The following is a 26,995-nucleotide window of genomic DNA, read 5'->3' on the forward strand; positions in this document are numbered from 1 at the left end:
GGACCGCATCATGGCCGAGTTGACACTGCCAGCGAATTCGAAACCCACCACCGGCAAGCTCTGGAAAGCGCCGGCGGGGACGAAGAACATCAAGACGTTCAAGATCTATCGCTGGGATCCGGATACCGGCGCCAATCCGCGCATCGATTCTTACGAAGTCGACATGGATGCCTGCGGACCGATGATCCTGGACGCGATCATCTGGATCAAGACCAACGTCGATGCGACGCTGACCTTCCGCCGCTCCTGCCGCGAAGGTGTCTGCGGATCTTGCGCCATGAACATCGACGGCACCAACACGCTGGCCTGCACGAAGTTCACGTCGGAAGTGAAGGGCGATGTGAAGATCTATCCGCTGCCGCATATGCCGGTGGTGAAGGATCTGGTCCCCGACCTCAACCATATCTTCGCGCAGTATGAGACGATCGAGCCCTGGCTGAAATCGGACACGCCACCGGCCACCCGCGAACGCCTGCAATCGCCCGATGAGCGCGCGAAGCTCGACGGATTGTGGGAGTGCATCCTGTGCTTTTGCTGCTCGACCTCCTGCCCCAGCTATTGGTGGAACGGCGACCGGTATCTCGGCCCCGCCATCCTGCTGCAGGCTTATCGCTTCATCGCCGATTCCCGCGACGAGGCGACCGGCGACAGGCTGGATGCGCTTGAGGATCCGTTCCGCCTCTATCGCTGCCACACGATCATGAACTGCACCAAGACCTGCCCCAAGGGCTTGAACCCCGCGAAGGCCATCGGCGAGATCAAGAAGCTGATGGTGGAGCGGCGCTGACCGCGTAGACATTCATCCGGTTCGCAAGACCACGCAACGCCTGGGGCCCTAACGGTCTCAGGCGTTCTGCCTTCTGGGGTAGCAGTTTGGCGAGATCGCCCGACACCAGAATCGATTCCCCCAGCGCACCACAGAGCGATTCCATGCGCGCCACTTCGTTGACGGCCTGGCCGATGACGGTGAAGTCCAGGCGCCGTGCCGTGCCAATATTGCCGTAATTGACCGTGCCGACATGAAGCGCGATGTCGAGGGCGAGGGGCAATGCGGCGGCGGCCAGCAGGCGTTGTGCCTCGATGGCGGCGGTGATGGCATTCTGAGCCACGATGTCGTCGGGCTGGTTCTGATCCAGCAGGAAGATCGCCAGCACGCCGTCGCCCATGAATTTCAGGATCTGGCCGCCTTGCGTCTCGATCGCGTCACCGACGCAATCGAAACTGTCATTGAGGGTGGCGAGCGTCAAATCGATCGGCTGTTCGGCGCTGTAGCGGGTGAAGCCGCGGAGATCGGCGAACATGAGGACGGCGCGAACGTTGTCGACGCTGCCGCGCGTGATGGCGCCGCGCATGACGCGGTGGCCGGCATCCTCGCCGACATAGGCGGAGAGCACATTGCCGGCGCTCTCGACGACGACGAGCGATTTCACGGTGGCGGCGAGGGCACGCACGCGCGGCCGCAGGAAGGCAATTTGCGCGTCCGAAAAACCCGCCGGGTCGCGTGTCGCCCAGGAGCTGACCATGCCCATGCCGCCCCCCTCGATATGCTCGGCATCCCAATGGAACATGTGCGTGAGTGCCAGCCAGTCGGTGAGGCCCTGTTCCTTGAGGTCACGGAAGAGGTCGTAGTCGCCCTCGGCCAAGGGATCCGCGAGGTGCCGGCGCATGTGCCCCGTACCGGTGCGGATCATCATGGCAAGCGGTCCCTGCCGCCAGGCAAGGCTCGATTCACCATGCGGGAAGGAAACTTCATGGGTGCCCTCGCCGCGCGACCAGGTCAACGATCGGGCGCGGATCGCCGGATGGAGTGACGCCATGGCAATGAGACCGCGGGAAAGATCGATGCCCTGCTGGTTCAGGCGCTCGCAGAAACCCTGGAGCAAGTCCTTGAGCGGCGTGTTGCTGAGCCCCGCCTCGGCCAGCCAGTCATAAAGATCGGAGCCGGGGGTATAGGATTGTGGCACCGGTCAGCTCCGGAAGCCGCGCGTCTTCATGCCGACCCCAGGGATCTCGCCAGTCTTTGCTTCGTCGGCGGTGAGACCGCGCTGATGCGCCTCACGCAAATCAGCACCGCGCAGATCGGCGCCGCTGAGATCCGCTTCCGACATGTTGGCGCCTTGCAGATCGGTGGCCAGCAGCCAGGCGCGGCGCAGATTGGTGCGCGTCAGGCGGCAGCCGACCAGCCTTGCCGCCGCAAGGTTGGTGCGGGAGAGGTCGAGGCCGGAGAGATCGAAACCTTCGAGTTCCAAGCGCTGACCAGCCTGACCCAGCGTGTTGACCCAGCGCGCATGAAGGCCGAGGCGTTCCTTCACTTCGCCGGGCGACAGGCGCGGCGCCGATCCAACCGGCAATTGCGCGGCGCGGACCTGGTCGCGGGTCATCTGGTCGACCGAGGCATGGCTGAAATCGGCATCCTCCAGCTCGGCTTGGGTGAGGCGGATTCCCTGCAGTTCGGCGGCGGCGAAATTGGTGCGGCGCATATCGGCGCCGGAAAAATCGGTCTCCAGCATGTAGGAGCCGGAAAAGTCGACGCTCACGAGCTTTGCGTCCTTGAAGATGGTCTGGGCCAGCTTGGCACCGCGGAAGCGGCAGGCCGGCGCCTCGTCCCATTGGGTCCCGGCCCCGCCCGTGCGCTGGCTGAAATCATGCCTGAGATCGGCGGCGGCCAACGCCGTCCGCGTCATGTCGGTGCCGTGGAAGACGGCGCCGCGCATATCGGCACGCTCGAAATTGGCGCCGGTGAGATCCGCTTCATCGAAGATCGAGCCGGTAAGGACGGCGCCGCGGAAGATGGTGCCGCGCAGATTGGTCCGTTCCAGATTGCAGCGCACCAGATAGGCGTCGGTGAACTCCATCAGGCTGAGGTCGAGCTTGGCGAGGTTGCATTCGCTGAGCATCAGGCGCTGGCCGTTGACCCGGCCGAGACGCCAGTTGCGGTGCACCTCTGCCAGCCGGCGCAGGGCACCGGCATTGAGGGTGAGCTTCTTGAGAACCTTGGGCGCCTGGGGATCCATCACCGGACCAGTAACAACGACTCGATGGCGCCCATCGTGCCGTTCCGGACCCCGCCTCACAAGCCCGATGTTCCGTCCCCGATATTCCCCTGGTGTTCCCTGTCCCGGGGCGGCTCAATCGCCCCGGGACATCAGCGAAACAGTCCTATTTACGCAGGCCACACGTATTGAGACCAATGAGGCGGTAGGCCGGGCAGAAGCCGATGAGGGCGGTGGCGAGCGGCACGATGCCGATCCAGCCCCAAGGCGTCTGCGGGCCGACAAAGACCAGTGCGATCAGCACGATGCCGACGATGAGGCGCATGGCCCGGTCGAGCGTTCCGATATTCTTGCCCATGACGATATCTCCATTTCCGCTGGTTGTTATGGCGGAAGACTAGGCTGATCGAGGGGGCGGGTCAGTGATTTCGTCACCGACAGCAGCGTCAATCGGCGGTGTGGAGCTGCGACAAGGCGTCCCGGTCGGCAATCTCGATCTGGCCGCGGGTGAGTTTGACCCAGGCGCGGCGTTCGAACTCCTTCAATTGCCGGCTGACGACCTCACGCGCCGTGCCCAGTTCGGCAGCAATTTCCTGATGCGTGACGCTGAGCGGCCGCGCGGAATCCTGCGCCAGCAGATAGGCGGCAAGCCGCGCATCGATGCGGCGGAAGGCGACATCCTCGAGCAGCGCCACGATCTCCTGCAGGCGCGCGCCGAAGGTGGCGAAGATCAATTGGCGAAAGGCGGGTGCCGTCGCCATCAGCTGCTGGAAAACGGAATCAGGCAAGGCAAAGCCGGCGATATCGGATTCCGCCACCAGCTCGGCGCCGAGGGACAGATGGCCCAGCAGGGCCGCGGAAGAAAGGACGCAGGTTTCCCCCGCCGCCACCCGGTAGAGCACGATCTCGCGACCGCCTTCGCTGAGGCCCCGCACCTTGACGGTGCCCCTGGTGAGGAAGACGAAATGCGGCAGCGCCTCGCCCGGCCGTGCCAGGATGGTGCCGGCGGGTGCTGCGATCGGGCGCGCCTGCTCCGTGAGGTGCCGCGCCGCCACAGCATCAAGCTCACCCAATTGCGGAAAGCGGATGAGGAGTTCGGAATCGATCATGCCCGTGTCTCCAGCACATCGATCCGCCAGCGCGGTGCTGTATCGGGAGTCGGCCTGAAATGGGCCAACGTGGTGTTGGCAAGATCGGTTTCGACCGGCAGGCCCATCAGATGTTCGAGCGCCCAGACGACACCGCCATGGGCGACGACCAGCACCGGCCCTGGCAGTGCCAGCACCTGCTGCATGGCGGAGCGGATGCGGGTGGCAAAATCGGCAAAGCTCTCGACGCCGGCCACAGGCTGCCCGAGGCGCCAATCCAGGAACCAGTCGCGTGCCTCGGACCCCTCATAGGGACCGACATCGAATTCCTGCAACTCATCGAACAGGTGCAGCGGCAATTTCAGGTCGCGGTTGAGAATCTCGGCCGTGCGCCTTGCGCGCGACAGGGGCGAGGCGGCAATTGTGCGGAAACCATGGCCGCCGATATGTGGCCGCAATTTTTCGGCCTGGGCCTCGCCGGTCGCGTTCAAGGCGATATCCCGTCTTCCCTGCATGCGGCCGGTCTTGTTCCAATCGGTCTCGCCGTGGCGCACGAAATGGAAGGGAATGGGGGGAATCATGAATCTGTTGCTGCCTGCTGATGCCTTGGGAGCCAGCAACTTGACGTAATCCGAGGCTTTGTTAAAGTCCCCCCATGTCTCGACGCTTTCATCGCGCGCATGCGCCGCGAATTATAAACCCGGCCTGATCCGTTCAGGCCGGGCCCGATCGCGCGCCCAGGGTTCAAGATCGATCATCCGCCATTTTCCCGATCGACCCGGCGTCCAGCAGAGATATTCCGGAAAGCCCGTATCCAGCGCCCGAATTGCGCGGGCGGCGTTCCGAAAGCCCCAAGGTCACAAACCATGTATGCCGAAACCACTTCTTCGATGCGCGCATCCGCGCGTGCCCGTGCGTCGCAACCGGTGCCAAAGCCGGATCCGACGGCGGACCTCCAATGCCTGTTCAAAGCCTATGACGCGGCCTGGTTCGATTTTGATGCCGATGCGGTCGCCGGCTTCTACGACCTGCCTTGCCTGCTCTCATCGTTGGGTGGCAATGCGAGCTTCACCGCGCGGGGCGAGTTGCGGGCGGCGATGGCGCGGCTCTTCACCCACTACCGGCAACGCGGGCTGGTCTCGGCCAGCATCGTGGATCTGAAGCTGAGGATCCTCGCCGGCGATTTCGCGCGCGGAGCTGCGCTGGTCGCTCAGCAATGCGCGCGGCATGGAGATCACGGGCTTTGCCAGCCTCTATACGCTGCGCCACGCCGACAGACGCTGGCGCATCGCCCATGCCGTGTCGTTGGATGACGTGACACCGCCTGCAGAGCTTGCGCCGCGTGGACCCGTTCTCAGCCTCACGCCCCGCTAGCGGCGCAGAGTTCGTCGAGCAGCAGACGGCCAAACTGCCAGGCGCCGAAGCCGGACGCCGTGTTGATATGGCCGGCAGCGCCGATATCGACGAAGCGGCTGCCCCAGGCCGCGGCGAAGGTGGCTGCCCGCTTGCGATCGACATAGGGGTCGTCGCTGCTGGCGATGACAATGCTCTCGAAGGGCAAGGCAGTCATGGGCATCGGCCGGAAAGCACGCGTCTCCGGCGGCGTGTGCGCATCCGAATCGACATCGGCCGGCGCCACCAACATGGCGCCGGCGATGGCATGGTTCTGTTGGACCGACCAATGCGCCACCAGGGCGCAGGAAAGGCTGTGCGCCACCAGCACCGGCGGCTCAAGGCTGGTCGCAATCGCGGCATCAAGGCGCGCGACCCAGTCGGCAAAATCGGGCCGGTCCCAATCGGCCTGTTCGACGGCGCGCGCCTGCGGCCCCAATTCCGCCTGCCACAGGCGCTGCCAATGCTGCGGACCGGAATTGCCGAGGCCCGGAACAATCAAGACGGGGTGCATCAGAGAACTCTCCTGAACGGGGCCGGAGCCCGGTCGACGAAATCATGCCAGATATCGGCCAAGGCCCGGCGCTGTCCGGCAAAGCTGAACAGCTCCAGAGCCTCCGCGCGGCTGCACCAGCGAAACTGATCGCTGCCATGATCCAGCGTCGCCGTGACCGGCGCCGGCACATAGGAGACAAAGATAGGCATCAGCTCAAGTACACTATCTGGACCGAAGTAGAAGGTCTCGGTAAGGCCCGTGGTGAACAGTTCCGGCACCTTGATCCCGGTCTCCTCAGCGATCTCGCGCTGGACGGCGGCGATTGCGGTTTCACCGGGCTCGATGCTGCCCGTGATCAGTCCCCAGGCACCGCCGGCCACGTCGCCGGCACGGCGCAAGGCTAGAATGCGCGCCGCCTCGCCCCCCTCTGAACCCAAAGGCCCGGCAAGGATGGCGGCCGCCACGGCGCGGCACCTGATGGGCACGTCGCCATAGCGGCCGCTCACCTCTACTTCGCCTTCTTCGCCGTGGGTTTCGCCGGCTGGTCCGACAGGGGATGGGTGAGCTTGTCCAGCATCTCCTTGGGCGCCACCTGCCAGAAGCGCTTCTTCTCCTCGGCCCAGTCATTGAGGATTCGCCCGGCGAATTTCGACTGCGTTTCAGCCGCATGTTCCTCGATGAGGGATTTGAGATGCGCCTCCCAATAGGCGCTTTCGAGGCGCTGCGACACCGCCGTCTCGCCATTGATGCGCAAGGGGAAGCGGCCGTCCTCGTCATAGACGAAGGCCATGCCGCCGGACATGCCGGCCGCGAAATTGTCGCCGACCGCCCCCAGGATTACCGCCGTGCCGCCGGTCATGTATTCGCAGCCATTGGAGCCGCAGCCTTCGATGACGACGTCGGCGCCCGAGTTGCGGACCGCGAAGCGCTCGCCGGCCTGGCCCGCGGCGAAGAGCCGCCCGGCCGTGGCGCCGTAGAGCACCGTGTTGCCGATGATGGTGTTGCGGTTGCTCTCGAGCGGCGAGGAAGGCAAAGGCCGCACCACGATGGTGCCGCCGGACAATCCCTTGCCGACGTAATCGTTGGCGTCGCCGAACACTTCGAGTTTCAACCCTTGCACCGCAAAGGCGCCGAGTGACTGGCCCGCCGACCCACGCAGGCGCACGGTGAGGTGGTTGGGCTTCAGCCCCATCATGCCGAAGCGCTTGGTGATGTGCGAGGAGAGGCGCGTACCGATGGCACGGAAGGTGTTGCGGATGTTGTATTGTAGCTGCATCTTTTCGCCGGCCTGGAACAGGGCCGCGGCATCCGTCACCATGCGGGCATCCAGCGTGTCAGGCACCTCGTTGCGGCCTTCCAGCGTGCAATAGCGCGCCTCGTTGCCAGGATCGGCCTGGGAGAGGATCGGGTTGAGATCCAGATCGTCGAGATCGGCGGCACCGCGGCTGACTTGTTCGATCAACTCCGTGCGGCCGATGACGTCGTTCAGGGTCTTGACGCCGAGTTGCGCCAGCACTTCGCGGACTTCCTCGGCAATGAAGCTGAACAAGTTGACGACCTTCTCCGGCGTGCCGGTGAACTTCTCGCGCAACGCCTTGTCCTGGGTGCAGACGCCCACGGGACAGGTATTGGAATGGCATTGCCGCACCATGATGCAGCCCATGGCGACCAACGACGCCGTGCCGATGCCGAACTCCTCGGCGCCGAGGATGGCGGCGATGACCACGTCGCGGCCGGTCTTGATGCCGCCATCGGTCCTGAGCTTCACGCGGTGGCGCAGGCGATTGAGCGTCAGCACCTGATGCACTTCCGCCAAGCCCATTTCCCAGGGGATGCCGGCATATTTGATGCTGGTATGGGGCGAGGCACCCGTGCCGCCGACATGACCGGAAATCAGAATCACATCCGCCTTGGCCTTGGCAACACCCGCCGCGATCGTGCCGATGCCGGACCGCGCCACCAGCTTCACGCAGACCTTGGCCTCCGGGTTGATCTGCTTGAGATCGTAAATGAGCTGCGCCAGATCCTCGATTGAATAGATGTCGTGGTGCGGCGGCGGCGAAATGAGCGAGACACCGGGTGTCGCGTGACGCAGCTTGGCGATCTCGACCGTGACCTTGAAGGCCGGCAGCTGGCCGCCTTCGCCGGGCTTGGCACCCTGCGCCACCTTGATCTCGATCTCGCGGCAATTGACGAGATATTCCGCGGTGACACCAAAGCGCCCGGACGCAATCTGCTTGATCGCGGAATTGGCGTTGTCGCCATTGGGCTGCGGCTTGAAGCGCAAGGGATCCTCGCCGCCCTCGCCGGAGTCCGACTTTGCGCCGATGCGGTTCATGGCGATGTTGAGCGTGCCGTGGGCCTCCGGCGACAACGCACCCAGCGACATGCCCGGGGTGACGAAGCGCTTGCGGATCTCGGTGATGCTCTCGACCTCATCGGTCGAGATCGGTGTCGTGCCCGGCACGAAATCGAGGAGATCGCGGATGGCGACCGGCGGCAGCTTGGCGACCGCCTCCGAATAGCGCTTGAAGGTCTGGTAGGATTCGGAAGCTACCGCCGTCTGCAGGGTATGAATGAGCTCCGGCGCCCAGGCATGGGTTTCGCCGGATTTGCGGAATTTGTAGAAGCCGCCCACCGGCAGGGTAACGATGTTCTCGCTCCAGGCGCGCTCATGCAATTCGACGACGCGGTGCTGGATGCCGGTCATGCCGATGCCGGAAATGCGGCTCGGCATGGAAGGGAAGTATTCGGCGACGAGGGTGCGCGAAAGGCCGAGCGCTTCGAAATTGGCGCCACCGCGATAGGAGGAGATGACGGAGATGCCCATCTTCGACATCACCTTGAGCAGACCCTGATCGACCGCATAGCCGAAATTGTCGAGGCATTGCTCGAGGCTGAGATCGCCGAAGAGGCCGCGGCGGCGGCGATCCTCGATCGCGGCTTCGGCGACATAGGCATTGACGGTGGTGGCGCCGACACCAATCAAGACAGCGAAGTGATGCACATCGAGGCATTCGCCGGAGCGGATGTTGAGGCTGGTGAAGGTGCGGAGCTGCTGGCGCAGCAGATGCACATGCACGGCACCTGTCGCGAGGATCGTCGGAATAGCGGCGCGCGTCGCACTCACCTGCTCGTCCGACAGAACCAGATGCATGGCGCCACCACGCACGGCGTCCTCGGCCTGGCGGCGCACCAGCTGGATCGCCTCGCGCAAAGCGTTGTCACCGCCGTTCACATCGAAGGTGCAATCGATCTCGGCGACGCTCGATCCCATATAGGCACGCATCGCCTGGAATTCGGCGGTGGTGAGGACGGGGCTATCGAGCTGCAGCAGGCGGCACTGACTCTCATCCTGGTCGAGCACGTTGCCGAGATTGCCAAGCCGCGTCTTCAAGCTCATCACCCGCTTCTCGCGCAGGCTGTCGATCGGCGGGTTGGTGACCTGGCTGAAATTCTGCCGGAAGAACTGATGAAGGCCCCGGTAGCGGTCGGAGAGGACGGCCAGAGGCGTGTCGTCACCCATCGAGACCACGGCTTCCTTGGCCTCCTCGACCATCGGCTGGAGGACCACTTCCATGTCTTCCATGGTGAGGCCGGCGGCGACCTGCCGGCGGCGCAGGTAATCCTTCTCGAAGATCGCGGGCTCGCCGCGTGTCTTCTTGATGAGGTCGTCGATGACGGTGATGTTCTTGACCCAGCCGGAGAAGTCGGCGGTCGCGGCCAGCTTGTCGAGGATCGCATTGTTGTCGTAGAGCTTGCCCTCGGCCAGATCGAGCGCCAGCATCTGCCCCGGCCCGAGGCGGCCCTTGGTCTTCAACCGCGTCTCGTCCAATCGCACCATGCCGGTTTCCGAGCCGGCAACCAGGATGCCGTCCTCGGTGATGGCATAGCGGAGCGGCCGCAGGCCGTTCCGGTCGAGACCGGCCACGACCCAATGGCCAGCGAAGCCGCAGATGGCGGCGGGCCCGTCCCAGGGTTCCATGACCGAATTGCAGTAGCTGAACATGTCCTTGATGTTCTGCGGCATGGTCACGCGCCCGTCCCAGACATCTGGGATGAGCAGGCTTTTCACCATCGGCAGCGGCCGATCCTCGGTGGTCAGGATCTCGAACACATTGTCGAGCTGCGCCGAATCCGAGCCGCCGGCCTGGATCACGGGTTTGAGATCGCTCATGCGGTCGCCATAGACGCTGGAATAGAGCCGCGTCTCATGGGCACTCATCCAGTTGACATTGCCCTTCAGCGTATTGATCTCGCCATTATGGGCGATGACGCGGAAGGGCTGGGCGAGGCTCCAGGTCGGAAAAGTGTTGGTCGAATAGCGCTGGTGATAAATGGCGAAGTTGGAGACGAAGCGCTCGTCGAGGAGATCGGGATAGAAGGAGGTCAGCTGTTCGGCCAGGAACATACCCTTGTAGATGATCGAGCGGCAGGAGAGGGAGCAGATATAAAGCTCGCTCACCTGGGCCGCGATGGCGGCGCGCTCGATGCGGCGGCGGATGACATAAAGATCGGTCTCGAAATCCTCTTCAGAGACACCCTTCGCGTTGGCGATCATGATCTGCTCGATCTCGGGCCGCGTCGCATTGGCCTTCTCGCCGATGATGCTGATATCGATCGGCACCTGGCGCCAGCCATAGATCGTGTAGCCGGCGTTGAGGATTTCCTGCTCGACAATGACGCGGCAGCTCTCCTGCTTGCCGAGATCATTGCGCGGCAGGAAGATCTGGCCGACCGCGAACTTGCCTGCCTGCAGGGTCTGCCCGGCGCGGCGGATGAAATCCTCGAAGAAGGCGTGCGGAATCTGCACATGGATGCCGGCGCCATCGCCGGTCTTGCCATCGGCATCGACCGCTCCCCGGTGCCACACGGCCTTCAGGGCTTCGACACCCATCAGCACAACTTCGCGGCGCGGCTTGCCGTCGATGGCGGCAATGAGACCCACACCACAGGCATCGCCTTCATCGGCCGGGTCATACATGCCGGTCGCGGCAAGGTGGGCTGCGTTCTTGCGGAACATCTCGATTTCGTCGGACATGAAGCTGCTCCTTATTCCGCCGCGACTTTGCGCGTGTTTTCCTTAAGGTACGCGTCGATCCCGGCGGCGGCATCGCGGCCGTCGCGGATCGCCCAGACCACCAATGACGCCCCGCGCACGATGTCGCCCGCCGCGAACACGCCGGGAATGGTGGTGGTGAGGTTGCGCCAGTTGACGCGCACCGTGCTGGCCTTGGTGATCGACAAGGCCGGCGCCTTCAGGCGCTGCGGCAGATCTTCAGGCTCGAAGCCCAGCGCCTTGATGACGATGTCGGCCGGAAGGTCGAACGCCGATCCCTCGATGACGCGCGGCGTCTGGCGGCCGGTCGCATCGACCATGCCGAGATGGATGCGTTCGGCGCGGACCGCGCGCACATAGCCGTTATCATCGTCGAGGAAGGCCGAGGGCGAGGATTGCCAGATGAACTCGACGCCTTCCTCCTCGGCATTCTGCACCTCGCGCTGCGAGCCCGGCATGTTGGCGCGGTCGCGGCGATAGAGGCATTTCACGGATTTCGCCCCCTGGCGGATGGCGGTGCGCACGCAATCCATGGCGGTGTCGCCGCCGCCGATGACGACGATATTTTTGCCCTTGGCATTGAGTTCGCCATTGGCGATCTCGACCACCTTGTCGCCGAGGCCGTCGCGGTTGGCGGCGGTGAGATATTGCAGGGCGGGGACGATGCCTTTCGACCCCGAGCCGGGGGCCAGATCGCGCGCCTTGTAGACGCCGGTCGCAATGAGGACCGCGTCGTGGCGCTGCCTGAGATCATCCAGGCTGATATCGCGGCCAATCTCGACATTCAGTTCGAACTTGATGCCGGATTGGCGCAGCAGCTTCTCGCGCCGCGCCACCACCTGCTTGTCGAGCTTGAAGTTGGGAATGCCGTAAATGAGGAGGCCGCCGACGCGGTCATACCGGTCATAGATGGTGACCTGATAGCCCTTGCGGCGCAGTGCCTCGCCAGCCGCCAATCCGGCCGGCCCCGCGCCGATGATGCCGACGCTCTGCGCCAGTTCGTGGACCGGCTTTACCGGCTGGACCCAGCCCTTTTCAAAGGCTGTGTCGGTGACATGGCGTTCGATGGCGCCGATGGTGACGGTGCCGTGGCCGGCCTGCTCGATGACGCAGTTCCCTTCGCACAGGCGGTCCTGGGGGCAGATGCGGCCGCAGATCTCGGGGAAGGTGTTGGTGGCGGCCGAGATCTCGTAGGCCTCCTCCAGCCGGCCCTCGGCCGTCAGCTTCAGCCAGTCGGGGATGTTGTTGTTGAGCGGGCAATGCACCTGGCAGAAGGGCACGCCGCATTGCGAGCAGCGGCTGGCCTGGACCTGGGCGGATTTGGCGGCGAAATCGGCATAGATCTCGCCGAAATCGTCGCGGCGATCGCTGGCGGAGCGCTTGTCGGGCATCGACCGGTTGATCGACACGAATTTCAGCAGCTTTTCCGCCATGGCATTCCCTCGCTTTGGCTCATTCGACAGGCTTGGTCCCGGCCTTCTGAGGCGGCCGGGCGGGAAACAATATCAGCCAGATTTGTCAGAGCAATGACGAAATGACGAATAAGGACATATCTACTGACTTATTTTTTGTCCAGAAGGTCAAATTCAAGGGTCGTCCGAGCATTCTCCGGGGACGCCTCGAAGAAATAGTGCCGAAAAGGGACTAATTATCCAATCGGCAGGATTCGGGTCACGTGCTATAAGCCAACGCACTGATTCTGCTGATAGTCTTGCAAGCAAAGCGGCGCGTGGGGCGATTGACCGTCCCGACGCCCGCCCGGTGGGGATTGCTGTAGCGTGCCCAATATCGACATCCTGGTCCTGGCGGTGGTGCAAGGCATCACCGAATTCCTGCCCATTTCCTCCTCCGGCCACCTCATCCTGGTGCCGAAATTGTTCTGCTGGACGGATCAGGGCCTGACCCTGGATGTGGCGGCCCATGTCGGGACCCTGCTTGCCGTGCTGGCCTATTTCTGGCGCGACGTCGCCAACATGACGGGCGGCCTGGTGAAGATCGCGCAGGGCAAGCGCGACAACCGGGCGCGGCTGATCTGGCTGCTGCTGGTGGCCTCGGTGCCGGCGCTGGCGATCGGCTTCATGCTGGACCGCTGGGCGGGCGACGCCCTGCGCGATTACCGCATCATTGCTGGAACCCTCATCGGCTTCGGCATCCTGCTCTATGTCGCCGATCGCATGGGCCTCACCGTGCGGCGCATCGAGCACATGACCGCCGGTTCCGCGCTGGCCATCGGCTTCTTCCAATGCCTCGCCTTCATTCCCGGCACCAGCCGGTCCGGCATCACCATGACCATGGCGCGGTTGCTCGGCTATGAGCGCCAGGAAGCGGCGCGCTTCTCCTTCCTGCTGTCGATCCCGACCATTGCCGCGGCCGGGATCTGGAAGAGCATCCAGCTCTACCAGTCGGGCGATTATGCCGATGTGGAACGCGCCCTGATGATGGTGGCCTTCTCCGCCGTCACCGGCTTCTTCGCCATCGCCTTCATGATGTACTGGCTGCGCCGCGCAAGCTTCGCGCCCGTCGTGATCTACCGGATCATTCTCGGCTGCGTGCTGCTCTATGGCATCTATACCGGCTGGTCGGGCGAATGCCTCTGACGGCGGATCAATCTCCGTCGCCACTCAAGGGCCGGATCGGAACCGGCCCCCTCATCTTCGCAAATGTCATGGTCATGCTCGCGGTCGTGGCGCAGTGGGTGCACGCCGCCATCACCGGCGACCTCGGCTTTCGCGGCCATGTGATCGGCCTCGACTTTGTCAACACCTGGACCGGCGCGCGCCTGGCGCTCAGTGGCGACGTCACGGCCCTGTTCGATTTCGCCGCCTATGACGCCTTGCTGCAGAGCGAGTTCGGCGCCGGCTTCCCGGGCCATATGTGGTCCTATCCACCGCATCTTCTGCCGCTGATCATGCCGCTGGGCGGGCTCGGCTATGTGCCGGCCTATATTCTCTGGTGCGCGATCACGACGCTCATCTTCCTGTGGGGCGCGCGTGCCATCGGCTTTCGCGGTCCTGAGCTGCTGCTGCTGGCCACATCACCGGCCCTCGCCATGAACATCGTCGTCGGGCAGACGGGCGCGCTCACCGCCGGGCTGCTGATGGGGGCGCTGGGCTTTATCGGCCGGCAGCCGATCGTGGCGGGCGTGTCGGCGGCACTCCTCACCGTCAAGCCGCAATTCGGCCTGCTCATTCCGATCGTGCTGCTGCTGCGGAGGAACTTCACCATCATCGTTGTGGCGGCGCTCACGACGGCTGCACTCGTGGCGCTCACCGTGCTGTTGCTGGGCTGGTCACCTTGGCGGGGTTTCATCGACGTGACTACGCCCGCCATGCGCGAGGTGATGATGTCGGGCGACCTGCCGGCCGCCAGCGTCATGCGACCGAACTGGGCGAGCGCGCTCCAGTTGCTGCAGGTGCCGACACAGGTCGCGTTTGCTATTCAGTCGGCAATCTCGCTGGTACTCGTGGGATTGTGGCTGTGGCTCTTCTGGCCTAGTCGCAATTCACCGCAGCCGCTGAGCCACGACCGAGCGCGTCTTGCGCTGCTGCTGCTGGTGAGCGTGCTGGCGACACCCTACATCCATAATTACGACCTCGTCATCGTGGCGCCGGTGATCCTGTGGTGCTGGCGCGATCCGGAAAATTCTGGGTGTCATGCCCGGACCGTTGCGCAGGCTCCTGCTGATCTTCGCGTGGATCCTGCCCTGGGCGATGATCCCCTTGCATCAGGGCCGCATCATCCTGGCGCCGTTCCTGCTGACAGCCCTTGCCTTGCTGCTGATCTGGGCGATCTGGCGCCGACAGGCTGCCCAGAAATAGTTTCGAACCAAAAGCAGGGCGACCGCGACAGACGATCCGGCAGCCGATTCCGGCCGGCCGTCCCCTGTGCCAGGGCGGCTGCCTCGGGCGTCGCAGCCGGATCCCCAAGGTCCGGTGGCGGCGTCCGATTGGTATTGCTCGAAATAGATGTTCACGACATGATGCGACCGAAAAGATCACTCTGCGTGGGATCATGTTTCGGTGGGGTCGATGGAAAAGCAATCTGTAGCGGCCGCTGGGCGCCGTGGATTTCCGCCTTTTGGAAAGCTTGATTGGATCGTCAGCCGAGGAATGCTCGGCTGGGGCACCGGGACCGCACTCTTTACCTTGCTTTGGAAGATTTATGATGGCCAACCGCTGACGTTTGAGAACGCGGCAGTGATTGCAGCAATCAATGTTCTTCTTGGCGGTCCGCTTTTCGGGTTTACGATGTGGCGGTTCATGGGGCGCCGGTCCGGTGGCGACAGCGGACATGCTGACAATACCCACATGCCCGAACTTCTGCTGACAAACGTGGTTTCCGCAGGTGCTGCGACCGGATTCTCGCGACTGGGCGGCGGCACCCGGACAGGAGCTATTGTGCAGCGCGCTTCGCGTCGCGAATGAGGCCCATCCAGTTGTCGTAGAGCCCCTTCGCTGCGCGGTTGAAGTCCGGCATCAGCTTGGCCGCATCATCGCGCAGGCGCGGCAGGGCGCCTTTGCCCAGCGTGTCATCGAGCGCGCAGGCATAGGCCGGCACGTCGCCCCATTCGGGCACGGTGCGGCTGGTAAGCTCGACATGATATTGGAGGCCATAGGCATGCGGGCCGACGCGCATCGCCTGGATGGGGCAGAGCGGCGAAGAGGCGAGCAGCACCGCATCCCTGGGCAGGGATTTCACCTCGGCGCCGTGCCATTGCAGGGCCTTTTGCCGCGCCGGCAATCCCGCCATCAGCGGATCGGCCAATCCCGCCGGGGTGAGCTCGACATCAAGCAGGCCAACCTCGGGGGCTGACATCTTGCCGACCGCGACACCCAAGGCCGATCCCAGCAATTGATGGCCGAGGCACAGGCCCATATAGGGCATTCGCCGGTCGAGCACAGCTTCGCGGATGGCGGCCTTTTCCGGAATCAGCCAGGGATGCTGGTCTTCTTCCCACACATCCATCGGCCCGCCCATGACCCAGAGCGCGTCATAGCCGTCGAGCGCGGGGATGGCCTCGCCTTCATCGAGTTCAATGGCGTCGCAAGCGATGCCGTCCGCCTTGAAGAAATCGCGGAAGATGCCGGGATGCTCGCAGGCGATGTGCTGGAACACCAGGAACCGCATGCGAGGCCTCCCTAGCGTGCCTTGGATCAGGCCCGGTTGTAATAGCCGAGCGGACGATACTTATCGAGATAGGTCGGCAGCACCGCTTCGAGGGCTGTGGGTGTGAGGCCCAGCTCCTTGAAGCCCAACGCGCCGGCCGTAACGACATTGTCCTTCTTCAGCAGGCGGACCTGGTCGACGGTGAGGAGCGGCATCGGCAGCAATTGCAGGAAGCTCGCCTTCAGCATGGCAAGCGGGAAAGGCAGCGGCACCAGCAGGCGGCAGCGGCCGATCTCCTTCAGCATCATGCCGAGGAGATCGCGGAAGGTATAGGCGCGGGCGCCGCCGAGTTCGTAGGTCTTGCCGCTGGTGCCGTCATCCTCAAGCACCCGTTCCACCGCGGCCGCCACGTCGGCGACATAGACCGGCTGGAACCTGGTGTGGCCACCGCCGATGAGCGGCAGGGCGGGGGACAGCATGGCCATGCGGGCGAAGCGGTTGAAGAAATCATCTTCCGGCCCGAACACGATCGAGGGGCGCAGGATGGTGGCGCCGGGGAAGGCGAGCTTCACCGCCTGCTCCCCTTCGGCCTTCGAGCGGGCATAAAGGGAATCAGAGGTGGCATCGGCGCCGATGGCCGAGATCTGGACGAAGCGTGTGGCACCCGCAGCCCTGGCGGCGGCGGCGACGCGGGCGGCACCCTTGGCCTGCACCGTGTCGAATTTCTGCCGGCCGGATTGATAGAGAATGCCCACCAGATTGACGACGGCATCGGCCCCGGCGACGGCGGCCGCCACGGAACGGTCGTCGCGGATGTTGGCGGCGACCGGCGTTACCTGGCCGACATCGCCGGCCGTCTTGAGGAACAGCGCCTCGTCGGGCCTCCGTACCGCCACCCGCACCTGCCAGCCGGCGCGCGCCAGGCGCTGCACCACATAGCGTCCGATGAAGCCCGAACCGCCGAACACGGTCACCAAGCCGCGAGCCATGATCTCATCCTTATTCACGTCGTGATCTGCCGGAAAGAAGCCTTAAAATACGGATATCGGGGCTGATTTGGCAATGTATTCACGCATCGCGCCTTGGATCGTAAATACTTGGAAAAAGTCCCAAATCAGGGTTGACATTCAGTCGCGCCTGACGAGAATGCGCGGGCTTTCGGCCCCCTGCCCAGGTGGCGGAATTGGTAGACGCGCAGGTTTCAGGTATCTGTGGGGCAACCCGTGGAAGTTCGAGTCTTCTCCTGGGCACCATTCTCCAGCTTCATGTTGGGGGGCTTCTCTCCCATAGGGGCGAAGCCCCGTTGAAAACGGTGGGCGGGGTTTGCAGCCCCCTACCATCGGCGGGAGCAGCCGAAGCCTTGGCCCCGTAAGGGCCCAAGGATCATCAGGTTGGGAGGCGATATGAGCATCCATCTCCATCAGGGCGATTTGCCGGAGGGCCTCGACTTCGGCGCCTCTGTCGCCATCGATACTGAAACCATGGGCCTCAATGCCCATCGCGACCGTCTTTGCCTGGTGCAATTGTCGTCGGGGAACGGCATCTGCCATCTGGTCCAGATCCCGCTCTGCCGCCCGGACAAGCCGCACCGCGCCCCGCGCCTCAAGGCGCTGCTGGAAGACCCGGCGGTCGTCAAACTGTTCCATTTCGCGCGCTTCGACCTTGGGGTGCTGTGGCACTATCTCGGCATCGACTGCCGCCCGGTCTATTGCACCAAGATCGCCGCCAAGATGACGCGGACCTTCACCGACCGGCATGGTCTGAAGGATCTGTGCAAGGAGTTGCTGGGCGTTGAAATCTCGAAACAGCAGCAGAGTTCCGATTGGGGCGCCCCGCAACTGACCGAGGAGCAGCTGAAATATGCCGCTTCCGACGTCCTCCATCTCCATCGCCTGAAGGAGAAGTTCGACGAGATCCTGGTCCGCGAGGGCCGCACGGAGCTGGCGCGCGCCTGTTTCGACTTCCTGCCAGCCCGTGCGCGCGTCGATTTGCTGGGCTATGACGAGCCCGACATCTTCGCCCATTGAGGGGCCGCGGGGCGCGCCGCGGCGATTTGCCGGTTTAACAGCTAAGCCATTGTCCCATATGGGGGCTTTTCCTTGACAGCGCGGTTGGCTGACCCTAGTTAGGGGGTGGGTGCGCGCTGCTGGTGGATTCGCCCCGGAAATGGCGGTAGTTTGATGCCAGCCAGCGATTTTACTGAAATTTGACCCACTGGATTTGACCTTCTGGGATTTGCCTCGGTGCCGAGAATGAGCCAAGCGAGCGCCACGAAGTCTGGGGATGCGTTGCGCGGGGCCAACCCGTCCGGCGGCGCCTCGGCACAGCCCGGCAGCGGCGCCCCTGCCGATCGGTCCGCCCGGGGTCTGAGGGCTGCCCTTTCCGTCCTCCATGAGGAAGCCGACGCGCTTTCGCAACTGCTTGCGACTTTCGAAGCAGCCGATGGACGCCTGCTGGTCGACCGCGCGCTCGATCTGCTGCACGGCGCCACTGGGCGGGTCATCGTCACCGGCATGGGCAAGTCCGGTCACATCGCCCGCAAGATCGCCGCCACCATGGCCTCGACCGGCACGCCGGCCCAGTTCGTCCATCCGGCGGAAGCCAGCCATGGCGATATGGGCATGATCACCTCCGCCGATGCGGTGCTGGCGCTCTCGAATTCCGGTGAGACGGCGGAACTCAACGACCTCATCGCCTATTCGCGCCGTTGGCGTATCCCGTTGATCGGCATTACCAGTCGCGGCAACAGCACGCTGGGCAACGCCGCGGATGTCACCCTGGCCCTGCCGCCGACGGGCGAAGCCGGGGCGCTCGGCCTTGCGCCAACCTCGTCCACGACGATGATGCTGGCCCTGGGCGACGCGCTGGCCCTGGGCCTTCTTGAGCGCAAGGGCTTCTCGGCCGAGGATTTTCACCAATTGCATCCGGGCGGCAAACTGGGCCAGCGCCTGTTGCGGGTCGCCGACCTCATGCATCGCGGCCACGAAGTGCCGCTGATCGACAAGGCGGCGCTGATGTCGCAGGCGCTCATCGAAATGTCGAGCAAGACCTTCGGCTGCGTGGGCGCGACGGACGCGCTGGGCCGGCTGGTCGGCATCGTTACCGATGGCGATTTGCGCCGGCATATGGGCGCCGACCTCGTGGCGCAGCAAGTGGGTGCCGTGATGACGCCCAAGCCCCTCACCATTGGCACCCAGGCGCTCGCGGCCGAAGCGGTGCGCATCATGAACGAGCGGCAGATCACGACCCTGTTCGTCATCGATGACGAGAAGCCGGTCGGCATCATCCGCCTGCATGATTGCCTGCGCGCCGGGGTGGCATAAGCAATCATGGCGATGCGCGATTTCATGGACAAGCTGCGGGCGCCCAAGGATCTGGCGGGACCGGCCATATCCGGCCCGCGGGCGATCTTCAATCGCAAGCGCGACCGCCTGCTGTGGCTGAAGATCAGCTTGCCGATCCTTGCCATCGGCATCATCGGCTATCTCACCTACAGCTCCTATGACAGGCAGTCCGACACGGTCGTGACCATTCCGGTGGACACGGACATGCCCAAGCTCGATGCCGGCATGAAGGTGAGCGGCATCGCCTTCGAAGGCATGAGCAAGTCAGATCGACCCTTCACCGTGACGGCGCTGTCGGCAGCCGAGACGACGGGCAACAAGGATCTCATCGACCTTGAAGAGCCGCAGGCCGAAATCGAACTGTCCGAGATCACCTGGATCGCGATCACGGCGGAACATGGTCGCTATGACCGGAAGCTCGACCGCGTCGACCTCACCGGCGCGGTGACGGTCTATCACGATAACGGCCTGACCTTCACGACCGAGCAGGCCGCGATGGATCTGCAGGCCAACACCGCCTCGGGCACGGCGCCGGTCACCGGCAGCGACGACCGGCGCGAATTGTCGGCGGAAGGTTTCGAAATGCTCGATGATGGTGCGACCGTTCTTTTCAAAGGCCGGGCGCATCTCAAGATCCTGCCCAAGCAAAAGGGGACCGGTGGATGAGGGGGCTTGCAATCGCTGTGGCGGAGACCGCCTGGCGCAGGAAGAACTGGCTTTGGGCTGGCGCCATCGCGCTGCCGCTCCTGCTGGCGGCATGGCCTGGCGTGGCGCAAGAGGCGACGCCCGATGCGGTCGCGGTTGATGCGGGTGCCAGCGGCGGCTCCGGCATGGATTTTGGTGACGAGACCCAACCCTTTGAACTTGGCGCCGATCAGGGCATCGAATGGCGCAGCAAGGAAAAGACCTATACGGCGCGCGGCAATGCGGTCGCCAAGCAGGGCGATTCATCGATCGCCGCCGACACGCTGGTATTCTACACCAGCGGCGATGAGGGCTCCTTCGACCGCATCGTCGCCACCGGCAACGTCAAGGTGATCTCCGGCAGTTCCGTGGGCTATGGCGACCAGGGCGAGTACAACGCCACCGAAAAGCTGCTGCTCCTGACCGGCAGCAATCTCAGGATCGTCAGCGACAGCGATACCGTGACAGCGCGCGACCGCATCGAATACTGGACCGGGCGCAATGCCATCACGGCGCGCGGCAATGCCGTGGTGGTACGCGAGGACACGCGGATCAACGGCGATGTGGCGACGCTTTATTTCGCCGACGATGCGGAAGGCAAGAGCAAGCTCAGCCAGATCGAAGCCGACGGCAAGGTCAAGGTCATCAACGGCACCCAGACCATCTATTCCAAGCATTTTGCCTTCAACCCGGAGACTGACATCGCGCTCATGACCGGCGACGTGCGCATCATCGACGGCGGCAATGAATATTCCGGCCAGCGCGCCGAGATCGACAACAAGCGCAAGATCAGCCGCATCCTGGGCGGTGGGTCCTCGAACCGGGTGCACACGCTCATCAAGCCGAAATCGAGCAGCGGCAACCCGTCGGGTAATGCGACACAATGATTGACGGTGCCGATAACGCCCAGCAGGCGGACGAACAGCCGGCCGCTGCCGATCAGCCATCAGCGGCCGATAGGGAAACGCGCGAGAAAGAGGGTCGGGTGAACGGTCAGGCCTCGTTCATGGTCAATGGCGTCGCGGTCGATCCCGCCGGGGTCGAGGGCCTGTGCGCCTATCATCTCGGCAAACAGTACAAGAAGAAGCCTGTGTTGCGCGATGTTTCCATCGGCGTCCAGCGCGGCGAGGCGGTCGGCCTGCTGGGCCCCAACGGTGCCGGCAAGACCACCTGTTTCTACATCATCACCGGCCTCATCAAGGCGGATGCCGGGGCCATCTATCTCGATGGCAGCGAGGTGACCGATCAGCCGATGTTCGAGCGCGCCCGCGGCGGTATCGGCTATCTGCCCCAGGAAGCGTCGATCTTTCGCGGCATGTCGGTCGAAGACAATATCATGGCCGTGCTTGAGGTGGTCGACAACGATGCGGCCTCAAGGACGACCCGGCTCGATGCGTTGCTGGGCGATTTTTCGATCGCCCATCTTCGCAAGGTGCCGGCGATGGCGCTGTCCGGCGGCGAGCGCCGCCGGGTGGAAATCGCCCGGGCGCTCGCGACCAGGCCCAGCTACATCCTGCTCGATGAGCCGCTGGCCGGCATCGATCCCATCGCCGTCAACGATATCCGTGACATCATTTCGCATTTGAAGGATCGCGGCATCGGCGTGCTGATTACCGATCACAATGTCCGCGACACGCTGGAGATCGTCGACCGGGCCTATATCCTCCACGAAGGCGAGGTCCTGCGCGAAGGCAGCCCGGCCGACATCGTGTCGGACCCGAATGTCCGCCGCGTTTACCTTGGAGAAAGATTCTCCCTGTAGTACGCTTGTTGTCATGGCGATAACGCAGCGCATGGATTTGCGCCAGGCCCAGAGCCTGGTGATGACGCCGCAGCTTCAGCAGGCGATCAAGCTCCTTGAGCTTTCCAACCAGGAGCTCGCGGCCTATGTCGAGCAGGAGCTCGAGCAGAACCCGCTGCTGGAACGCGGCGAGGACGAACGCGCCATCGCGGGCGACGCCGGCGAGGAAGGCGGGCGTCTCGCCAGCCTTGAAGCGATGACCAGCGATCCCATCGAGGCACCCGGCCCTGACCGCGTCATGGACAGCAGCGAATATGTCCAGACCGAGACCCTGGGCGATGACCGGCGCTCGCCGCTCGATACCGACTATGACAATCTCTACAACACCGCCGAGGACACGCGCGCCGAGCGCGCCGTGGGCGAGGGTGCCGTCAGCCAGGAATCAGGCTTTGCCGACAACTGGTCCGGCACCGGCTCCGGCGGCGGCCGCAGCGATTTCTCCGATTCGGAATTCGGCCTGGAGCAGACGCTGAGCAAGCCGGAGACGCTGCGCGAACATCTCGAACGCCAGCTCTATCTCGACATCCAGGATCCGACAGAGCGGATGATCGGCCTGCAGCTGATCGATCTCGTCGACGAGGCGGGCTATGTCACCGGCGATCTCGCCCAGTTGGCCGAGCGGCTCGGCTGCACCCTGGCGCAGGTCGAAGCGGTGCTGGCGCGCGTGCAGCAATTCGACCCTTGCGGCGTATTCGCGCGCAATCTTGCCGAATGCCTGGCGCTGCAGCTGAAGGAGCGGAACCGTCTCGATCCGGCGATGCAGGCGTTGCTCGACAATCTTGAGCTACTGGCCAAGCATGATCGGCATCAGTTGATGAAGCTGTGCGGCATCGATGCCGAGGATCTCGCCGACATGGTGGCTGAGATCCGCGCCTTGAACCCGAAGCCCGGCGCCAGTTTCGAGCAGGCCGATGTGCAGGCCGTGGTGCCGGACATCATGGTCTGGCGGCGCCAGGATGGCTCCTGGTCGATCGAACTCAACAGCGAACAATTGCCGCGCCTGCTGGTCAACCAGCAATACCATGCGCGCATTCTGCCAAAGACGCACAACAAGGCTGAGAAGGATTATCTCAACGAACGGCTCGCCACCGCGAACTGGCTGGTGAAGACGTTGCACCAGCGCGCCACCACGATCCTCAAGGTCGCCACTGAAATCGTGCGGCAGCAGGAAGAGTTTTTTCTGCACGGCGTGCAGCATCTCAAACCGCTGATCCGGCGCGATATCGCGGACGCCATCGGCATGCATGAGAGTACGGTGAGCCGTGTTACCACCAACAAATTCATGGCGACACAGCGCGGTGTGTTCGAGCTCCGGTACTTCTTCACCGCCGCCATACAGGGGTCCGACGGGCAGGCGGCGCATTCGGCCGAAGCGGTGCGCCAGCGCATCAAGGAACTGATCGACGCGGAAGGTGCAGCCGATATCCTGTCCGATGACAGGCTTGTCACCATTCTGCAGGGACAAGGTGTCGATATAGCCCGTCGTACAGTCGCCAAGTATCGAGAATCATTGAAAATATCATCATCTGTGCAGCGCCGTCGCGAGAAAGCCTTGCGTTCCGCCTGAGAGGGGCCACATCATCTTAAGTGGGGATTTTGGACGGCGTGCCCGTCGCAGCGATTCCTTAACGCCCAGCAGTGTATAGGAGGTGTTAACGCCAGAAGGATAAGGCTCTGACTGCCGATCCTTGACCCCCGCCGTTGGGGCGTTGACATCGCCAAGAAGGTCGCTATGGTCCCTGCCGCGCCGCCGGATCCTCCATGGAGACCGGCGGCGTGACGCTTCTGAGGGAAGTTCCTCGGTCCCGGGGTCCAGGATTTCCGTTGGTTGGCATTGCGCGCGCGTCTTGTTACGCGGGCGCTGAAATGACCGGCTGAAGTGTCGATGGGTTCGACGGCGAGATAAATCCCGATCGTCGCACCACGTTTGCAGGAACACGCTCATGAACCTGACCGTCAAAGGTAAGAACATCGATGTTGGCGATGCGCTGAAGACGCGCGCCTCCGAAAGCCTCGATCATATCTTCGGGAAGTATTTCTCGAATCCGATCGAAGCCAACGTCACGATGTCCAAGCAGGCGAACATCTTTACCGCGCAGATCTCCGTCCATGTCGGTCGCGGCATCTTGCTGCAATCGGAAGGCGAAGCCGATCAGGCGAATTCCGCCTACGACCTCGCTGCGGAAACGCTGGCCAAGCGCCTGCGCCGGTACAAGCGACGCCTGCGCGATCATCATCGCTCCGAGACGGAAGACCGTCGTGTTTCGCAATACACCGTGCTCGCTGCCGAGGCCGACGAGGGCGAGAGCCCGAGGTCGATCATGGCAATGGTGAAGCGCATCCCGTCGTGGTCGCAGAAATGCAGACCACCATTCCAATGCTCACGGTGGGCGAGGCTGTCATGCGCCTCGATCTCGCCAATCAACAGGCCATGATGTTTCTGAACAGAGCCCATGGCGGGCTCAACATGGTCTACCGACGCAACGACGGCAATATCGGCTGGGTCGATCCTGGTCTGGAGGCCGGCACGCGCCAATAGTCGCGTTTCTTTCGACGCCCCCGGGTTTCCGCCCGGGCGGCGTGTAGAGGCAAAAATGGAAATTGAAGATCTGCTCGGAAGCCCAGCGCATGTTTTGGCGCGATTGAAGGCCAGCAACAAGAAACAGGCTTTGCAGGACATGGCGCGACGGGCGGCCGAATTATCGGGTCTGCACGAGCGCGCCATCTTCGACGTGTTGCTCGAGCGCGAGCGCCTCGGCACCACCGGTGTCGGCAACGGCATCGCCATTCCGCATGGCAAGTTGCCCGAGGCCAAGAAGATGTTCGGCCTCTTTGGCAGGCTTGAAACGCCGATCGACTTCGATGCGATCGACGAACAGCCGGTTGATCTCATTTTCCTGCTGCTGGCGCCGGAAGGTGCCGGTGCGGATCATCTGAAGGCTCTGGCGCGAGTCTCGCGCCTGCTGCGTGACCGGGCGATCTGCGAAAAGCTGCGCGGCACCGATCAGGCCGATGCGATCTATGCGCTGTTGACGGATGGGGCGCATTCACACGCCGCCTGAGCAGCCTGCCCATCTCGCCTGTTCCTGACAACGCCCCGCATCCGCGGGGCGTTCGTCTTTAGTGCAAGGTCACCGGTGCCAGGCCATTTTCCCAGGCGGCGGCAATCGCTGCTTCGCGGTCCGGCATGATGGCGAGCTGTTGGCCGTTGGCAGCGAAGATGCCGAAGGCGGTGGCGCCGTCTACATCGACATCCCGCACATAGGCAACGTCGTTGAGGCCAAGGGCCAGCAACTGCTGGCGGGTGATCTCGCGCGCCGACTCGATATCTGTCTTGGTTTCAGTCTTGGTCATGATCGTCACTCCTCTCGTGGCGCACGTTGGGCGGCACTGTTGCCGTCAATAGCGACACGGCCTTCTCTCTTGCGGTCGCCGATATCATCGGCGCCTGCCCGCTTGATCGGTACGGTGCGAATCTGCGTTTCGATCCGTGGCCGATCGAGATCGATGGCGAGCAAGCCGTTATCGAGCGTGGCACCGGCGACTTCGATGCCCTCGGCAAGGACGAAGCTGCGCTGGAACTGCCGCGCAGCGATGCCACGGTAGAGGAACACCCGCGCCGGATCATCCTTCTGCTTGCCGCGGATGGTGAGCTGGTTGTCTTCCAGCTGGATCTCGAGATCCTCGATGGCAAAGCCGGCGACAGCGAGCGTGATGCGCAGCCGATAATCGCTGACCTGCTCGATGTTATAGGGTGGGTAGCCTTCGGCACCCGCCTTGGCGACGCGGTCGAGCGTGCGCTCGAAATGGTCGAAGCCCAGCAGGAGCGGGCTGTTGAAGAGCGACAAACGTGACATGGCCCCTCCTTTCGAGCGAGCACTTGAACCCTGGTCATCCGGCGCCCGCCAGCGGCGCGCCGGTCCTCCGGTCCCAATTGGCAAACACGCCGGATGGTCGTGTTCCACCGCACAGGGCACCTTAGAGAGAGAAATAGTAATCTAGGTTAAGAAATCAAGGCATGCTCGCGCCGGAACCCACTTGCGTGTGCGGTTTCAAGCGCTAAAGTATTACGGGGACATGAAATTCGGGGGAATCAGATGATTTGCAATACACGCCGCCGCCTTTTGACCGGCTTCTTGTCCGTGAGTGTCCTCGGTGCCGGGTCGCTGCTGCTCACGGCCTGCGCCGGACCGAGTGGTGGCGCAAACACCGGTCTCGGTCGTCTTGAGATTCCGGACCAGCCGGCGAGCCAGGCCACCAAGGATCTGTGGCGCGCCGCGGAGACGGGTGACGTGGCCGGTGTCAAGGCCGCCCTGGCGGCCGGCGCGGACATTGAAGGGATCGATTTCTCGGAGAACAAGAACGGCCGTCGCGCGCTCAATTACGCGGCTCTCAACAACCAGTCCGCGGTGATCGACGTTCTTCTGCTCTGCTCCTGGTGCCATGACGCTTTTGGGCATGCACAATCGGGCCGCATGAACGGGCAGACGCAGCATCAGGTACTGCGCCGCGAGACCGACATTGCGCGCATTGCCTCTCCGATCATAAGTGAGCTGCATGCCTATTGGACGGCCAAGCGCGGTCTGAAAGAGATGCCGGCATGGGCCGACATTGAACCGACCGAGATGCGCGGATTGCTGCCGAATTTGATCGTCGCCGGCATCGAACATGATCCATTGCGCGTATTCTACCGCTTGGCGGGAACGCTGATCGTCGAATTCCGTGGCGAAATCACCGGTCATTTTCTGGAAGAGGTTCCCTGGAGTTCCCCAGCCGGCCAGGCCAATGCCAAAGAGGCCTTTGCGCGCGTGGTCGCTTCCCGGGCGCCCCTTTTTTCGGAGGTCGACATCACGACCTCGCGCGGCGCCGTCCACCGCATGTTTTCCGGTGTGTGGCCTCTGGCACCGACGCCCGGCGGCGTGATCGACCGCTGCCTTGCCGCGGAAGACTATGGTGATCTGACACGCACCGACCTCGCCTGATGTCGAGCGCTACCGGGCGCCGCGTGGCAACCCTGCGGCGATCCAGCGCA

Annotated in this window: 26 protein-coding genes, 1 tRNA gene and 1 pseudogene; 15 read left to right on the plus strand and 13 right to left on the minus strand. The window is 63.6% G+C overall.

The genetic code is table 11. The annotated features are described in order from the left end of the window. Nucleotides 1-10 precede the first annotated feature (10 nt). Nucleotides 11-787, plus strand: coding sequence for a succinate dehydrogenase iron-sulfur subunit (locus IPK59_14545; protein ID MBK8159925.1), 777 nt, complete (start codon nt 11-13; stop codon nt 785-787). On the opposite strand, the gene IPK59_14550 is transcribed toward IPK59_14545, so the two are convergent. The 5 genes from IPK59_14550 to IPK59_14570 form a co-directional block, all read right to left on the minus strand. Beyond that, nucleotides 759-1,964 carry an adenylate/guanylate cyclase domain-containing protein gene (locus IPK59_14550; protein MBK8159926.1) on the minus strand — a complete coding sequence of 402 codons (1,206 nt, stop codon included), beginning with the start codon at nt 1,962-1,964 and terminating at the stop codon, nt 759-761. The genes IPK59_14545 and IPK59_14550 overlap by 29 nt on opposite strands. A gap of 3 nt (nt 1,965-1,967) precedes the next feature. Then, nucleotides 1,968-3,014: a pentapeptide repeat-containing protein gene (locus IPK59_14555; GenBank protein MBK8159927.1), complete on the minus strand. Its 1,047-nt coding sequence runs from the start codon at nt 3,012-3,014 to the stop codon at nt 1,968-1,970. Between the two features lie 145 nt (nt 3,015-3,159). Continuing rightward, nucleotides 3,160-3,351, minus strand: a complete 192-nt coding sequence (locus tag IPK59_14560; GenBank protein MBK8159928.1) for a DUF2892 domain-containing protein — start codon at nt 3,349-3,351, stop codon at nt 3,160-3,162. Between the two features lie 88 nt (nt 3,352-3,439). After that, complete coding sequence (locus IPK59_14565; protein ID MBK8159929.1) at nt 3,440-4,102, minus strand: Crp/Fnr family transcriptional regulator; 663 nt, start codon at nt 4,100-4,102, stop codon at nt 3,440-3,442. Then, complete coding sequence (locus tag IPK59_14570; GenBank protein ID MBK8159930.1) at nt 4,099-4,662, minus strand: histidine phosphatase family protein; 564 nt, start codon at nt 4,660-4,662, stop codon at nt 4,099-4,101. The genes IPK59_14565 and IPK59_14570 overlap by 4 nt, the downstream gene beginning before the upstream one ends. A 309-nt stretch (nt 4,663-4,971) precedes the next feature. Between IPK59_14570 and IPK59_14575 the strand changes: the two genes are divergently transcribed. Beyond that, nucleotides 4,972-5,394 carry a hypothetical protein gene (locus IPK59_14575; protein MBK8159931.1) on the plus strand — a complete coding sequence of 141 codons (423 nt, stop codon included), beginning with the start codon at nt 4,972-4,974 and terminating at the stop codon, nt 5,392-5,394. Between the two features lie 47 nt (nt 5,395-5,441). On the opposite strand, the gene IPK59_14580 is transcribed toward IPK59_14575, so the two are convergent. From IPK59_14580 to IPK59_14595, 4 genes are read right to left on the minus strand one after another with little or no spacing between them, the layout of a single operon-like run. Further along, complete coding sequence (locus IPK59_14580) at nt 5,442-5,987, minus strand: alpha/beta hydrolase (GenBank protein ID MBK8159932.1); 546 nt, start codon at nt 5,985-5,987, stop codon at nt 5,442-5,444. Further along, a complete protein-coding gene (locus IPK59_14585; GenBank protein MBK8159933.1) occupies nt 5,987-6,475 on the minus strand; it encodes an NUDIX domain-containing protein in 489 nt (162 codons plus the stop codon). The genes IPK59_14580 and IPK59_14585 overlap by 1 nt, the downstream gene beginning before the upstream one ends. A gap of 2 nt (nt 6,476-6,477) precedes the next feature. Beyond that, nucleotides 6,478-11,010, minus strand: coding sequence for a glutamate synthase large subunit (gene gltB / locus IPK59_14590; protein MBK8159934.1), 4,533 nt, complete (start codon nt 11,008-11,010; stop codon nt 6,478-6,480). Nucleotides 11,011-11,021: 11 nt separating this feature from the next. Then, on the minus strand, nt 11,022-12,461 hold the full coding sequence (locus IPK59_14595) for an NAD(P)-dependent oxidoreductase (GenBank protein MBK8159935.1): 1,440 nt from the start codon (nt 12,459-12,461) through the stop codon (nt 11,022-11,024). A gap of 345 nt (nt 12,462-12,806) precedes the next feature. On the opposite strand from IPK59_14595, the gene IPK59_14600 reads away from it, so the two are divergent. From IPK59_14600 to IPK59_14610, 3 genes are all read left to right on the plus strand, one after another. Beyond that, a complete protein-coding gene (locus IPK59_14600) occupies nt 12,807-13,625 on the plus strand; it encodes an undecaprenyl-diphosphate phosphatase (protein ID MBK8159936.1) in 819 nt (272 codons plus the stop codon). A 68-nt stretch (nt 13,626-13,693) separates the two neighbouring features. After that, nucleotides 13,694-15,118 (plus strand): DUF2029 domain-containing protein, encoded by a 1,425-nt coding sequence (locus tag IPK59_14605; GenBank protein ID MBK8159937.1) that lies wholly within the window; start codon nt 13,694-13,696, stop codon nt 15,116-15,118. A gap of 19 nt (nt 15,119-15,137) precedes the next feature. Next, a complete protein-coding gene (locus IPK59_14610) occupies nt 15,138-15,452 on the plus strand; it encodes a hypothetical protein (GenBank protein ID MBK8159938.1) in 315 nt (104 codons plus the stop codon). Here IPK59_14610 and IPK59_14615 read toward each other — a convergent pair. Together IPK59_14615 and IPK59_14620 are read right to left on the minus strand one after the other, a co-directional pair. Continuing rightward, complete coding sequence (locus IPK59_14615; GenBank protein MBK8159939.1) at nt 15,421-16,155, minus strand: type 1 glutamine amidotransferase; 735 nt, start codon at nt 16,153-16,155, stop codon at nt 15,421-15,423. The two genes, IPK59_14610 and IPK59_14615, sit on opposite strands and share 32 nt — an antisense overlap. A gap of 26 nt (nt 16,156-16,181) precedes the next feature. After that, nucleotides 16,182-17,123: a complex I NDUFA9 subunit family protein gene (locus tag IPK59_14620; protein MBK8159940.1), complete on the minus strand. Its 942-nt coding sequence runs from the start codon at nt 17,121-17,123 to the stop codon at nt 16,182-16,184. A 179-nt stretch (nt 17,124-17,302) separates the two neighbouring features. Between IPK59_14620 and IPK59_14625 the strand changes: the two genes are divergently transcribed. The 9 genes and pseudogenes from IPK59_14625 to ptsN all read left to right on the plus strand — a co-directional run bounded on the left by IPK59_14625 (nt 17,303) and on the right by ptsN (nt 25,025). Beyond that, nucleotides 17,303-17,387 (plus strand) — tRNA-Leu (locus tag IPK59_14625). Nucleotides 17,388-17,537: 150 nt separating this feature from the next. After that, nucleotides 17,538-18,161, plus strand: coding sequence for a ribonuclease D (locus IPK59_14630; protein MBK8159941.1), 624 nt, complete (start codon nt 17,538-17,540; stop codon nt 18,159-18,161). Between the two features lie 225 nt (nt 18,162-18,386). Continuing rightward, a complete protein-coding gene (locus tag IPK59_14635; protein MBK8159942.1) occupies nt 18,387-19,457 on the plus strand; it encodes a KpsF/GutQ family sugar-phosphate isomerase in 1,071 nt (356 codons plus the stop codon). A gap of 6 nt (nt 19,458-19,463) precedes the next feature. Then, nucleotides 19,464-20,144, plus strand: a complete 681-nt coding sequence (gene lptC / locus IPK59_14640; GenBank protein MBK8159943.1) for an LPS export ABC transporter periplasmic protein LptC — start codon at nt 19,464-19,466, stop codon at nt 20,142-20,144. Beyond that, nucleotides 20,141-21,049, plus strand: coding sequence for a hypothetical protein (locus tag IPK59_14645; protein MBK8159944.1), 909 nt, complete (start codon nt 20,141-20,143; stop codon nt 21,047-21,049). The genes lptC and IPK59_14645 overlap by 4 nt, the downstream gene beginning before the upstream one ends. A 119-nt stretch (nt 21,050-21,168) precedes the next feature. Further along, on the plus strand, nt 21,169-21,924 hold the full coding sequence (gene lptB / locus IPK59_14650) for an LPS export ABC transporter ATP-binding protein (GenBank protein ID MBK8159945.1): 756 nt from the start codon (nt 21,169-21,171) through the stop codon (nt 21,922-21,924). Nucleotides 21,925-21,937: 13 nt separating this feature from the next. Beyond that, entirely contained in the window at nt 21,938-23,530 is a 1,593-nt protein-coding gene (gene rpoN / locus IPK59_14655; protein MBK8159946.1) for an RNA polymerase factor sigma-54, read from the plus strand. Nucleotides 23,531-23,906: 376 nt separating this feature from the next. Next, nucleotides 23,907-24,502: pseudogene (gene raiA / locus IPK59_14660) on the plus strand (ribosome-associated translation inhibitor RaiA). Between the two features lie 55 nt (nt 24,503-24,557). Continuing rightward, nucleotides 24,558-25,025, plus strand: coding sequence for a PTS IIA-like nitrogen regulatory protein PtsN (gene ptsN / locus IPK59_14665; GenBank protein MBK8159947.1), 468 nt, complete (start codon nt 24,558-24,560; stop codon nt 25,023-25,025). A gap of 58 nt (nt 25,026-25,083) precedes the next feature. Here the strand turns inward: ptsN and IPK59_14670 are convergent, their stop codons facing one another. Next, on the minus strand, nt 25,084-25,317 hold the full coding sequence (locus IPK59_14670; GenBank protein ID MBK8159948.1) for a DUF1150 family protein: 234 nt from the start codon (nt 25,315-25,317) through the stop codon (nt 25,084-25,086). Nucleotides 25,318-25,322: 5 nt separating this feature from the next. After that, nucleotides 25,323-25,820 (minus strand): Hsp20 family protein, encoded by a 498-nt coding sequence (locus tag IPK59_14675; protein ID MBK8159949.1) that lies wholly within the window; start codon nt 25,818-25,820, stop codon nt 25,323-25,325. A gap of 285 nt (nt 25,821-26,105) precedes the next feature. On the opposite strand from IPK59_14675, the gene IPK59_14680 reads away from it, so the two are divergent. After that, nucleotides 26,106-26,945 (plus strand): PAS domain-containing protein, encoded by an 840-nt coding sequence (locus IPK59_14680; protein ID MBK8159950.1) that lies wholly within the window; start codon nt 26,106-26,108, stop codon nt 26,943-26,945. Nucleotides 26,946-26,995: the final 50 nt, after the last annotated feature.

Source organism: Rhodospirillaceae bacterium (assembly GCA_016712715.1).
Lineage (GTDB): Bacteria > Pseudomonadota > Alphaproteobacteria > Dongiales > Dongiaceae > Dongia.